Source organism: Bailinhaonella thermotolerans (assembly GCF_003594875.1).
Taxonomy (GTDB): domain Bacteria; phylum Actinomycetota; class Actinomycetes; order Streptosporangiales; family Streptosporangiaceae; genus Bailinhaonella; species Bailinhaonella thermotolerans.
On sequence record NZ_QZEY01000039.1, the window covers coordinates 1 to 11687 of the forward strand.

Here is an 11687-nt window from a genome sequence, read left to right on the forward strand (position 1 = left end):
ACACGTGGCTGACCGCTGTCAACCCCGGCGGGCAGCGGTCCCCCTCCCGCGTGTGGACACCCGACGCGCCCAGCTACCGCCGCGACCAGGGAGTATGACGCCGTGCGCCCCGACGTGATCGCCGCCGCGCTGCTCGCCTGCCTGTGCGCCGACCTCTTGCGCATCGGGCGCCCGGTGTGCCGGTGCGTGCTCCACCACGGCACTACCGCGCCGCCGATGGACGCCTGCGACTGCGAGTGCCCGCCCGTCCCGCCCTCCGGCGCGGCCGGGCAGGGACAGGCGTGGGTACGGCTCGCGAGCATGTCAGCGCTCCCGCCCACGCCGGAGTCACGCGCGGCCGAGGTCACCCTGTGGCGGGCGACGTGGGAGGCCGGCGTGTACCGGTGCATCACCACCACCCCCGACGGCGGCCCCATCGACCCGGCGGCCGCGAACGCCGACGCGACCGCGCTCCTGCTCGACGCTGCCGCGCTGGCGCGCCTGGTCTGCTGCGAGGCCCTCGAGGGGCGCGACGTGCAGGTGTCGGAGTGGACCCCGGCCGGTCCCGCCGGCGGATGCGCCGGGGGGAGCATCCGCATCAGCGCGGACCTGTAGCCAGACGCAGGAGGGGGAGCCCCGGGTGTGGGGCTCCCCCTCCTGCGCGTGTCTCCATCATCCCCGCGTGTGCGGGGAGGGGTCGCGTCTATCCGCCCGCGACGGTCCATCCCCGCAGGTGCGGGGATCAGCGCTTGCCGGGGTGGTTCATCGCACCGGCCAACGATTCACCCCCGGGCGAGCCGGGGGGTACTCGGCTCATTCTGCCTCAAGTCGCCGTGCGGCGGGCGGCGATCTCCTCGGTGATGCGGGCCAGGCCGGCACGGTCCTCCTCGGTCGGGGCAGACAGGAGGCATGATCGGGGTCATCCCTTCGAGTCTTCCTCGGGTTCGGGTGTGGCCTCGGCGATGAGCGCGGCCAGGGCGGGCGCGAGGGACTCGGCCTGAGGTCGGCCTGCGACCCCGGTGTAGTGGCGCACGAGGTACTGCAGCAGGTGCCCGGTCGCGGCCGCGTATCGGCGCCTGTCGGTGTTGATGCCGGCGCGCACGAGCTCGCGCAGGCCCGGGATGTTGTCGTACAGGCCGAGTTGCTGGGCCTCGCGGTCGACGGTGAGCGCAAGCGTGATGTCGCGGGGCGGGAACGCCGCCGCGGGGGTGGGCCACAGGGACATCACGTACTTCTCGAGCGCGAGCGCGACCGGCATACCGGCACACTCGAGATCCTCGGTCAGGGTCCGCAGCATCGCGCGGGCGGCGGTGTGGGCGGCCAGCAGCGGCACGCCCACGTACCCGGCGGCGTAGGTGCGGCCGAGCAGGACCGCGCGGCCGACGCGCCGCGCCAGCAGCAGGGCGTCGTGCCACGTCTCGTCGAGGTAGAGGCGGCGCGGGGTGTGGCGGCCGGCCTCGGCGAGGATCGAGAGACCGTGCTCGTAGGTGTGGGTGAGCTGGTAGGGGATGACCCAGTCGGGGGCGTCGATCTTGGCCAGGTGCGCCCGCACCGGTCCGGGGTCGGAGTACTGGTCGTAGTACTCCTCTAGCGCGATGGTGTCGGGGGTCATCGCATGCTCCTTAGAGGTCCCCGGGCACTCCCGGCCCGGGGGCTGGGGGTCGGCTACTGGGCGATCAGGCGATTGACAATCGATTGGGAGATGTCGAGCCGCCGCGCGGCCTCGGACTGGTTGCCGTCGCACGCCTCGACTACGAGGCGGGTCGCCTCGCCTCGGGCCCGGCGCAGGTCGGCGGCGAGCTGCTCGCGCACGAGACTGGCAATGATGCCGCCAGCGTGGGATGCCTCTATGGCGTGGCTCTGAGCCTGCCACACGGCCGCCTCGCGGCGGGCCGGGTCGCTGGTGCGGATCTGCGGGATGGTGATCGCCTCGAGGACGTCGCGGGCCCGGCGGGCGGCCGTGAGCAGCATGGGCCACTGGTCCGGGTCGCACATGTCGTCCTCGTCCGCGCCGTAGGCCCACTCGGCGGCGGCCTGGGGGGTGATCTCCGTCCAGGACTCGGGGGCCTCCCCCGCCCATCTCGAGCGGATGAGCATGACGTATCGGCCGCCCTCGGTCAGGTACAGGCTGTGCGAGCGGGGGTGGTCGCGGCGTTCGCGGGTGAGCAGGCGGCGGGCGCGGGTGTGGTCGAACCAGTAGGCGCCGCGCCAGTCGTCGGCGATCTCGCCGGCGTGGCCGTGCTCGTCGGGGAGTACGCCTCCGTCCATGAGGCGGCCGGTGACGACCTGCGCCTGTTCGTCGTCGCGGGGGGTGCGGGTGGTGCCGTCTTCGTGCGTGATCTCGTATGAGGTGTAACCGTGCGGGTCGCCGGCGGGCACGGCCAGGGCGCGGGCGCAGTCGTCGTCGAGGTCGCCGCCGTCGGTGTAGGTGTGGACGTCGGCGGCGGTGAGGGCGAGCGGGCCCGGGGGGTGGGGTTCCACCCACGTGTCGATCTCCCAGCCGTCGGCGGTGAGGATGATCCCGGTGGTGTCGTCCGCTCGGTGGTGGTCGGCCAGGTCCCGGATCAGGTCGGGAGTGATGTTCAGGTTCATGATCGGCTCCAGTGGGAGGGGATCGGTTCCGCTGACACCACGACTATAGGGGTACACTCATAGGCGTGCAAGGGGGTCCGGTGACATCCCGCGCGACACGCGCCGCGCCTCCCGGATCTCTCTCACCTGCGGTCGTATCGTCCCGGCATGACCCACTCTGTAGACGCGCGCCGCCCCTCCCCCCACAGCCGCCCCCAGCCCGCGCCGACGCGGCGATTGCCGTCGCCCGTGCTCTGGCTGGCGCAGGGCGCGGCGGTCCTGGTCGTCGTCGCCGTCGCCCTGGCGCTCGTCGCGCTCGTCGTGATCGGGGTCGTCGCGGTCGCCCGCATGGCCCTATAGCCCCGGGGCCCGGGGGTGAGTTGCCGGGATTGCCCGGCATGCCGCGGGGTGCCGATCTACGCTCACCCCCATGTCTGCTCCCCCGCCGCAGGACTATCCGCAGGATCACTACGGGACGCCGCCGCCGCACCCGACCGCCTACCGCCGGGCGCAGCGGCCGCCGCTGGCCCCGGTACCGGCCCCGCCTCCGGCGCCGTACCACCATCACCATCACCACGCGCTGCCGCCCGTGGTCGTCCAGTCACACCACCATCACCACTACAGGCGCCGGCGCAGGTTCCGTCATGAGCTCCACGCGGTCGCGTCCGTCCTCACGTGCGGAGTGTGGCTCATCGGCTGGCTGGTCACGTGGCTGATCCACGTCGCGCGTGAGGGCGACCACTATTGATCCCCCCGGGACGGCGCTGGGGGGATGATCTCCCGGCGCCGCCGGCGTTGTGCGGGTATGCCAGTCACGATCGAGGTACATCGGGCGCAGGTCGAGCGCGTGCTGTCGTCGCCGGAGGGGCCGGTGTACCGGATGGTGCGGCGCATGGCCAACACGGTGCTAAATGAGGCGAAGCGGCGTGTGCCGGTCGATCACGGGACGCTCCGGGCGAGTCTGCAGGTGGCGATGCACACCAGCCCGGGCCGTGTGTGGGCGGTGATCGGGTCGAGCCTGCACTACGCGATCTATGTGCACAACGGGACCGGCATCTACGGCCCGCGCAAGCGGCGCATCGTGCCGATCAGCTCGAAGGTGCTCGCGTGGGAGTCACGCGACCCCAAGACGACCCCGAAGAATCGCGGCACGATGGTGTTCGCCCCCTCGGTGGCGGGCATGGAGCCGCGCCCGTTCCTCGTGGACGCGCTACAGGACGTGGCGCAGAGACGCGGGTGGAACTTCCGTCGTGGCGGGGGCGGATCGTAGGCGGGCCGCGTTACCCTCCTGACTGATCACCGGGGCTGATTTGGGGGGATTCGTGGCAGTCACGTTCAAGGTCACCGCGACGCAGGACGAGGTCGACAGGCTCAAGTCGACGCCGTCGGTCGAGGTCGAGATCGTCGATAAGACGTACACGCTGTACCTGCCCAAGTCCGCCGTCTGGCTCGAGCTCGCGCGCTCATCCGACCGGATCTTGACGGCGTCCCCCCTGGAGCAGACGCAGATAGCGATCTCGTTCTTGGAGGCGTGCTTCACGCCTGCGGATCGCGCGGCCATAGCCGAGCGTCTGCGTGACACCCTCGGCGACCCGCTCGACTTCCATCACTTGCTCGAGATCATGCCGCAGGTCACGGAGCACTTCCGGCCGATCTACGAGGCGCGCCTGAAGGGCATCGGCGTCGTGGTCCCGGCGCAGGTCGAGAGGCCGGCCAAGACGGGCGCGCCCAAGGGCAAGACGCCCGCCAAGGTGAAGGGCGCGAAGTCGCGTCCCGCGCCGGCTGAGTAGTGGCCTTTGCCGCGCCGTCCACGGTGGTGATCACGGTGGACGGGGAGCCGTACACGCTGCGGGCCCCGGCGCCGCCCGGGCCGGCGCGGGTGGCCGATGCGGTCGCGGCCGAGGATTGGGTGTCGGCGCTGGCCGCGTATCTGGACGAGGACGACACGGCGCGGCTGTTCGGCCGGCTCGGTGATCCGTGGGATGCGCTGGATCTGCCGGACCTGTGGCGGATCGCGCGGGGCGCGGTGGCCGAGATGCTCGGCGTGGAGTGGCATGTGGGTGTGCGGCTGCTGTCGCGCGCCTCCGGTCTCGGGTTCGCGGCGTGGGCGGCCAAGCACGCATTCGACTGTGAGTCGGCGTCGTTGCCGCGGATCGTGGGGGCGGCGCTGGCGTACGCGGTGGACGGGTGCGCGGATGAGCGGGCGTTGCGCCGGCTCGAGGCTGAGCTGTGGGCGCCGCCGCCGTACGACTCGCCGGAGGATGAGGCGGCGTGGGCGGAGGGTGAGGCGGCGTCGTTCGCGGCCGCGTCCGCGGCGTTGTCGCGTCCGCTCCCCCGCCCGGGCGACGCCGCGTGAGAGACGTCGGCGCGGGGCGGGTGGGCCCCTGGGTCGCGTGCGGGGCTGTTGGGGCGCGAGAGGTGCCGTACAGGCCCGTCTAGGGGCTATCCCGTTCGGGCCTCTCCCCCGCGACGGCGGTCCGGCGGTGGGGAGCCTCGCATGGTGCGGTCGGGCGCGCGGACGCGCGTCCGGACGCGCGTCCGCGCGCGAGTACAGCTGTACGGTCTGTTTGTCAAACGGGTGGTGTTGGGCGCGCCGTCGCTGGCGGGAGCTCTCGCGTACGTACGATTTGCCGTGATCGCGGGCTGGCGGGGGTTATGCGTGCGGTCGTGTTGTCGGGGGACAGCGGGGGGGCGCGCTTGTGGGCGCGATGGCAGACGCGACCGTTGAGGTTGCCGCGGATACGGATAAGTTCACGGCCGAGTTGACGGCCGAGCTACGGCGCTCGGCCGCGACCGCGGGCGCTGCCTTCGACGCGGGCATGCGGCAGCATGCCCGTGTTACCGCGAGCAATACCGCGCGGCAGGTCGGTAAGCGGCTCAGGGATGAGCGCGGCCGTTTCGTGGCCGCTGGCAAGGACTCGGGTCGCGCGTTCGGGGAGGGGCTCGAGGGCGAGGCCGCAGGAGCGGGGGCGAGCCGTGCAGCGCGACAGGCTGCGAAGAAGCTGCGGGGCGAGCGGGGCCGGTTCGCGGATGCGGGCAAGGACTCGGGTCGTGTTTTCGCGGAGGGGTTCGATGCCGAGGCGGCGCGGGGGATGCTGGGCGGGACCCTGCGCACGGCGGTCACGGGTCTGACGTCCGCGCTCGGGCCGTTGAGCGTGGCGGTCAAGGCCGTCGCGTTCGCGACCCTGGCGGGGCAGGCGGCCGCGGCGGCGGGAGCGATCGTGCAGCTCGGCGCTGCGCTCGCGCCGGCCTATGGTGTGCTGGCCGCGTACCCCGGCGTCATCCTGGCGATCAAGACCGCCGTCGGGGTCGCGCGCCTGGCACTGATCGGGTTCAAAGACGCAGCTCAGGCCGCGTGGGAGCAAGATCCCAAAAAGTTCGCCGAAGCGTTAGAAAAGCTCTCACCTGCGGCGCAGCGGGTCGCCCGGGAGTTCAAGGCCCTCGTGCCGAGCCTGCAGCAGTTGCAGCGGGCCGCGCAAGACGCGTTTTTCAGGCAGCTCGACGGCGAGCTGAAGCGGGTTGCGGGGACGCTGCGGGGGGTGCTCAAGGCGGGCCTCGACTCGGTCGCCGGCGCGCTCGGCGGCGCGGGCCGCGAGGTGGCGCGGTTCGCCGCGAGCGGCAAGGCGGTCGGCAATTTCGCGTCGATCTTCAGTTCGATCACGAACGGGATCGACAACCTGTCGACCGCGATCAAGCCGGTACTGACGGGTCTGCTCGACGTGTCCGAGGTCGGCGCGCGGTTCGGGGCGTCGCTCACCCCGGGCATCGCGAGCGCGGCCACGGAGTTCGGCAAGTGGCTTACGCATATGGCCGAGAGCGGCAAGGCGTGGGACGCGATGCAGTCGGGCCTCGAGACGCTCAAGCAGATAGGCCAGATCGCCGGGAACCTCATCGGGATCTTCAAGGCCGTCGGGACGGCGGCCAAGGCCGCCGGCACCGAGCCTCTCGTCATCTTCGGCCAGGTCACAGGCGCCCTCGAGGCGTTCTTGAAATCTGCCGAGGGTCAGCGGGTGCTCGTCGACATCTTCGCCGCGCTGCGCGACATCGGCGCGGCGGTGGCGCCCGTGATCGTGTCGGTGGCCAAGGCGGCGGGGGAGCTCGCGCCGCACATCGCGGCCATCGCGACCGCGGTCGGGCCGGCCGCCGTCGCGGCGATCGACGCTATCGCCGGGGCGCTCGTCGCCGCCGCCCCAGGGCTCGAGACGTTCGCGCGGGCGCTGGCCGAGGGGATTACCACGCTGGCGCAGTCGGGGGCGCTCGAGGCGATCGGCGAGGCGATCGGCGCGCTGCTGCGGGCGCTGGCGCCGGTGCTTCCGATGGTGGGCGCGCTCGCGGCCAGTCTCGGTAAGCAGCTCGCGGTGGCGATTACGCAGCTCACGCCGCATCTGGTGGACATCGCCCAGGCCGCCGGGCCCGCCGTGGTCGAGGTGCTCAAGGCTCTGGCCGGCGCGGTCGTCGCGGCCGCGCCGGGGATCAAGGCGTTCGCGGTCGCCCTGGCCAAGGGCATTACCGCGCTGGCGCAGTCGGGGGCGCTCGAGGCGATCGGCGACGCGATCGGCTCGATTCTTGAGGCGGTCGCGCCGCTGCTGCCCGTGGTCGGCGAGCTCGCCGGGCTGCTCGGCGTGATCCTCGCCGGCGCCGCCAAGAATTTGGCGTCATTGCTCATGCCGTTGGTTCAGGCTTTTTCTGATGCGCTACTCCCGGTGCTGCCGCAATTGACGAGCGCAATGCGTGACCTCTTCGCCGCGCAGGAGCCGGTATATCGCGCGCTAGGCGAGGAGATGGGTAAGGCGCTCGCGCAGATCATTCCCGAATTCCTGAAACTCGTTCCGGTGATCATTGACGAGCTGGTGCCCGCGTTCATTGAGTTTCTGCGGGAGATCACGCCGTTTATTCCGACGTTTTTCAAATTGGCGACCGAGACCACGAAGCTCGTGCCCGCCCTGATCTGGCTGGCCCAGACAGCAGTGCAGTTGACCAGCGCTTTCTTCAGTCTCAAGGATCTCCCGGGCAAGATCGTGATGGGGCTTACGTCCATGGCGATCACGGTCAAGGATAAGCTCATCGGCGCCCTGAACAGCGCCAAGGAAGTGGCGCGCAACGCCATGTCCGGAATCCTGACGACAATTTCCGAGCTGCCCGGCAGGATTGCGTCGCTCGGCGGGAAGATGCTTGAAGCGGGCAAGAAGCTGCTCGGCAAGCTCGTGGACGGTCTTAAGGGCGCGGGCGGGGTGGCGCTGGATCTGGCCTCGCATATCGTGCAAGCCATCCGCTCGTTTTTCAACTCGGCGATTTCCGCGATTGAGCGGGCTATCAATTCCATCCCCGGATTGCCCGACATCCGGCTGCCGCGGTTCGCGGACGGCGGGATCATCGACCGGCCCACGGTGGGCCTGGTGGGCGAGGCCGGCCGCGAGGTGATCGTGCCGCTGACCCGGCCACGCCGCGCGGTCGAGCTCGCGCAGCGGTCCGGCCTGGTCGACCTGCTCGCCGCCCGGGGCGCGTTCGGCCGCGGCCCGGCGCCCGACAGCGGCGGCGGCCGCGCGGTCCCGGCCGAGTTGCACGTGCACACCCCGGTCAGCGATCCCGAGCTCGTCGCCGAAATCGTCATGCGGCGGCTGCGTGCCCAACTCGTCGAGGCGGTGGTCTGATGGTGTATGCGGGATGGTGGGAGTACGCCGGCGTGGAGATCTGCAACACGGCCCGGGCGCATGCCTACGCCGGGGCCGCGTGCGCGTCCCTGCGGATCGGGGCCGGCGGCTGCCCGGATCTCGACGCGGTCACCGGGCCGCAGGCGTACACGACGCCCCAGCTCGACGCCGCGCCGTGGTACGACCCGGCCATCCCGGAGTCCGCGCGGGTGCTCGGGGTGGTCGGGCTCGACCTGTCCGGGCTGTCCAAGGCGCCGCGGGCGCGGGAGGTGTCGGCGCTCGCCGCGGGCGGGGGACGGCTCGGCACGCTGGCGATGACGCAGCGGCAGATGCTCGCGACGGTGCTCGTGCTGGCCGCGGACCATGCGGCGCTGTCGTACGGGGTGGCGTGGCTGTCGCGGGCGCTGGCCGATCCGGTGTGCGCGCCGGGCGGGTGCGCCGGCGCGTCCATGCGAGTGGCGGCGTACTGCCCGGGCGCGGCGCTGCCCAGGCCCGGCGATGACGGGCCCGTGCGGACGCTGTACGACGTGGGCGTGATCGACGGGCCGACGGTCGTCTCAGAGATCACGCTGCGCGGCGCGGTCGCCGCGAAAGTCGAGGTGTCGCTTGTCGCCGGGCGCCCGTGGCTGTACCGGGCGCCGCGGCTGGTCGGGACGGTGCAGCTCGGCACCGCGCCGACCGCGACGTTCAACCCCTCGGCGACGGCGACGTGCGCGGGGGCGGCGACGTGTGTCGACGACCCGGTGTGCACGCCGCCGCTACCCGCGCCGGGGCCGGCCACGTTGTCCGACCCGTGCTGGACGGGGACCGCGTTCAACGCGCGGCGGGGGGTGCTGTCGGTGACGCCCGAGGGCATGCCGTCCTGGCTCGAGACGGTGCCGATCATCCGCGTGACGACCGGGGCCGCGGCGATGCGCAAGCTGTGGGTCCGGCTCTTTCAGCCGAAGCTCGGCGGGTGCGCCGACCCGGTGGACATGTGCGCGTGGTGCGGGGAGCTGAGCGTGATGTACCTCGGGGCCGGGACGGTCCTGGACGTCGACGGGCGCACGCGGACCGCGGACGCGATGTGCGGGGGCGACATCACCGCGATCGCCGACGTCAACCTCTACGGGGCGGGGGGCGGGCCGATGCAGTGGCCGAGCTGGTCGTGTGACACGGGGGCGTGCATCGAGGTCGCCGCCGACGCGGCCGCGGTCGCCGCGGACGCGTCGGTCACGGTGTGGCTCGCGTCGCGAGAGGACGCGGTGTAGTGGGCGCGGTACGGCGGCTCGGCTGCCCGGATGAGTACCACGTGCGGGTCGTGGAGTACCTCGGCGCCGGCAGCACGGGCAAGAACAGCGCGGTCTCGTCGAAGACGGTGACGACTCTGACGGGCCTTGTGTCCGTGGAGTGGGGGCGCCGCCTCGAGGACACCTCGGAGGCGACAGTGACCCTCGCGCAGAGCCGGGTGTCGGCCGCGTGCTGCCGCGCCCTGTCCCGGTTTGAGAACTGGTTCTGGGATCTGCTGATCTTCCGCGATTCCGAGCTCGTGTGGCGGGGGCCGATCCTGGACCTGGAAGAGACCGGGCAGAGCATCGTCATCCACGCCCGGGACCTGTCGGCATGGCTCGAGCGGCGATCGTGGGTCGCGCCGTACGGCGCGGCGCTCCCGTCCAACCCTGACCTCGCCGCGGTCGCGCACTACAACCTCATCGGCGCCTTCGTGGCAGACCCGGAGCTGCCGACGCAGACGGCCATCTGGACCAGGCCGAACATCCCGGCGATCACCTCCTACACGCCCTCAGGTATCAAACTGGCTGACACGGATCTGCGCCTGTCGGAGGACTCCAACGCCCGCGAAGACCTCGACGAGACCGCGAAATTCGGGCTCGACTGGACCACCCATGTCGACAAGATCCTGATCAGCGGGGAAGCGTCGACCTCGACGCCGGCGGCGGCGTGGCTGTCGGCCGACGACTTCGCCGTGCCGCTGCAGGTGGCGATGCAGGGCAGCACGGCCGGGACCGCGATCCTGGTCTACGGCGGCGCCTCCGGTGACGTGCCGGCGCTCTACTGGCGCGGCCTCGACCGGCCGCCGGTCTTCCTCGAGCCGCTGCGGGTCAACTCCACGACCATGTCGGACGCCGACAAGACCGAGATCGGCAAGAGCGTCGTCCTGCGGAACTTCCCGCCGGCCCGGGTGGTGCGCGTGCCGGATGGGGCGCCCCTGACCCCTGCCGCGCCGATCCCCATGGCGGGCCTGGTGTGCGGCCGCCGGATCAATGTGTCGGTCGACTCCCGGTGCTGGCCGGCGTCCGCGGGCTACCGCCTCTCGCAGGTCGCCGTGAAGTGGAGCCAAGCCGGCGAACAGGTGGGCGTGACGTTCGCGCCCCTCGTACAGCCCAGATGAGAACAGCCCAGATGAGAGGGGGATGGTGTGGTGACATCGCTAGGGGCCGCGATCGCCAGGGCGGCCCGGGCGCGGGCGCGCGGCGCCGCCGTACACGGAGGGCCCGCCCGGATCGGGCCATGGCATCTGGTCGTCGACCCCGGGACCGGGGCGCTGCTCGCCGCCCATGAGGACGCGGCCGCGCCCGTGGTCCTCGCGGACGCGCCCGCCGGCAGCGCGAGCAAGGGGACGCCCGCCGGGCCGGCCGGGCCGCTGGACCGGGCGGCGCGGCCGGCGCGGCGCGCGGCGCGGCTGCTCGAGGCGGGCCCGGGCGGCGGCCGCGAGCGTGAGGGGGTGCCCGCCGATGGGGCGCTGTAGCGGGTGCGGGTGCGAGCTCGTGGCCGGGCCCGGGATGCGCGTCGACCGCGCCGGCGACACCTACGTGATCGCGCCGCAGCCCGAGATCGTGCCGTGCGGGCAGGTGGCCGACTGCGTCGGGGCGACGGTCCGGCGCGGCCTGGCCTACGTGCAGAGCCGTGCGGAGGTGCGGCTGTCGGCGCAGGCCGGGCAGGGCCTCACGCTGGGGCCGGCGGGACTGGCCTACGACTATCCCGAGCCGGAGCCGATCACGTGCCCCGAGGTGGCCGATTGCGTGGGGGCGACGGCCGGGCCGAGCCTCACCTACGACCCGGTCACCCGCAAGCTCGGCCCGCGGGTCTCGGCGGCCGCGGGCAACACCTTGTCGATCGGGACGGACGGGGGCCTGTACCGGCCGGCGTCGGCCGGGGGCGGCGCCGGGCCGTGGCAGACGCTCACGGCGGGGGACCTGCGGGGCGGGTGGACGCTCGGGGCGACCGCGCCACGGTGGCGGCGCCGCGTCGACGGCTACATCCAATGGCAGGGGATCTTGGCGGCGCCCGGGGCGCCGACCAACGGCGCGGCGATCCTGCAGGTGCCGGCGGGGGCGATGCCGGACCGCGCCTACGCCCTGGTCGTGGTGCTCGAGCCGGGCTCGTCGTGGGCGCATGTGCGCGTGACCGCGGCAGGCGCGGTCGAGCTGGTGTGGGACGAGGGAGTCCCGATCTCGGTGAATCTGGCGATGCTGGCGTATGGGGGGG

Annotated in this window: 13 protein-coding genes; 11 read left to right on the top strand and 2 right to left on the bottom strand. The window is 72.5% G+C overall.

What is annotated here, in order from left to right; all coding sequences use genetic code 11:
* Nucleotides 1-102: 102 nt before the first annotated feature.
* A complete protein-coding gene (locus tag D5H75_RS40405) occupies nt 103-594 on the top strand; it encodes a hypothetical protein (protein ID WP_119931932.1) in 492 nt (163 codons plus the stop codon).
* A gap of 304 nt (nt 595-898) precedes the next feature.
* Here the strand turns inward: D5H75_RS40405 and D5H75_RS40410 are convergent, their stop codons facing one another.
* Nucleotides 899-1591: a hypothetical protein gene (locus D5H75_RS40410; protein WP_119931933.1), complete on the bottom strand. Its 693-nt coding sequence runs from the start codon at nt 1589-1591 to the stop codon at nt 899-901.
* 53 nt (nt 1592-1644) lie between these two features.
* Nucleotides 1645-2571 carry a hypothetical protein gene (locus D5H75_RS40415; RefSeq protein WP_119931934.1) on the bottom strand — a complete coding sequence of 309 codons (927 nt, stop codon included), beginning with the start codon at nt 2569-2571 and terminating at the stop codon, nt 1645-1647.
* Between the two features lie 147 nt (nt 2572-2718).
* On the opposite strand from D5H75_RS40415, the gene D5H75_RS41125 reads away from it, so the two are divergent.
* The 10 genes from D5H75_RS41125 to D5H75_RS40460 all read left to right on the top strand — a co-directional run.
* A complete protein-coding gene (locus D5H75_RS41125) occupies nt 2719-2910 on the top strand; it encodes a hypothetical protein (RefSeq protein ID WP_147425471.1) in 192 nt (63 codons plus the stop codon).
* 70 nt (nt 2911-2980) lie between these two features.
* Nucleotides 2981-3298, top strand: coding sequence for a hypothetical protein (locus D5H75_RS40420; protein WP_119931935.1), 318 nt, complete (start codon nt 2981-2983; stop codon nt 3296-3298).
* Nucleotides 3299-3355: 57 nt separating this feature from the next.
* On the top strand, nt 3356-3820 hold the full coding sequence (locus D5H75_RS40425; protein WP_202638995.1) for an HK97 gp10 family phage protein: 465 nt from the start codon (nt 3356-3358) through the stop codon (nt 3818-3820).
* A 52-nt stretch (nt 3821-3872) separates the two neighbouring features.
* Nucleotides 3873-4340 carry a hypothetical protein gene (locus tag D5H75_RS40430; protein ID WP_119931937.1) on the top strand — a complete coding sequence of 156 codons (468 nt, stop codon included), beginning with the start codon at nt 3873-3875 and terminating at the stop codon, nt 4338-4340.
* A gap of 35 nt (nt 4341-4375) precedes the next feature.
* Nucleotides 4376-4906, top strand: a complete 531-nt coding sequence (locus D5H75_RS40435) for a hypothetical protein (protein ID WP_206781985.1) — start codon at nt 4376-4378, stop codon at nt 4904-4906.
* A 352-nt stretch (nt 4907-5258) separates the two neighbouring features.
* Nucleotides 5259-8201, top strand: coding sequence for a phage tail protein (locus D5H75_RS40440; protein ID WP_147425473.1), 2943 nt, complete (start codon nt 5259-5261; stop codon nt 8199-8201).
* A complete protein-coding gene (locus D5H75_RS40445; protein ID WP_119931940.1) occupies nt 8201-9451 on the top strand; it encodes a hypothetical protein in 1251 nt (416 codons plus the stop codon). Before D5H75_RS40440 ends, D5H75_RS40445 begins: the two co-directional genes overlap by 1 nt.
* 41 nt (nt 9452-9492) lie before the next feature.
* Entirely contained in the window at nt 9493-10590 is a 1098-nt protein-coding gene (locus tag D5H75_RS40450) for a hypothetical protein (RefSeq protein WP_147425474.1), read from the top strand.
* Between the two features lie 30 nt (nt 10591-10620).
* Nucleotides 10621-10947 (top strand): hypothetical protein, encoded by a 327-nt coding sequence (locus tag D5H75_RS40455; protein ID WP_147425475.1) that lies wholly within the window; start codon nt 10621-10623, stop codon nt 10945-10947.
* A partial coding sequence (locus D5H75_RS40460) for a hypothetical protein (RefSeq protein WP_147425476.1) occupies nt 10934-11687 on the top strand: 754 nt, incomplete at its 3' end. The genes D5H75_RS40455 and D5H75_RS40460, both read left to right, overlap by 14 nt.

Excerpts from the sequence above, each read along its gene's own strand:
- D5H75_RS40425 (WP_202638995.1), top strand. The coding sequence starts at position 3,356 with ATGCCAGTCACGATCGAGGTACATCGGGCGCAGGTCGAGCGCGTGCTG.
- D5H75_RS40410 (WP_119931933.1), bottom strand. The coding sequence starts at position 1,591 with ATGACCCCCGACACCATCGCGCTAGAGGAGTACTACGACCAGTACTCC.
- D5H75_RS40445 (WP_119931940.1), top strand. The coding sequence starts at position 8,201 with ATGGTGTATGCGGGATGGTGGGAGTACGCCGGCGTGGAGATCTGCAAC.
- D5H75_RS40415 (WP_119931934.1), bottom strand. The coding sequence starts at position 2,571 with ATGAACCTGAACATCACTCCCGACCTGATCCGGGACCTGGCCGACCAC.
- D5H75_RS40440 (WP_147425473.1), top strand. The coding sequence starts at position 5,259 with ATGGCAGACGCGACCGTTGAGGTTGCCGCGGATACGGATAAGTTCACG.
- D5H75_RS41125 (WP_147425471.1), top strand. The coding sequence starts at position 2,719 with ATGACCCACTCTGTAGACGCGCGCCGCCCCTCCCCCCACAGCCGCCCC.
- D5H75_RS40420 (WP_119931935.1), top strand. The coding sequence starts at position 2,981 with ATGTCTGCTCCCCCGCCGCAGGACTATCCGCAGGATCACTACGGGACG.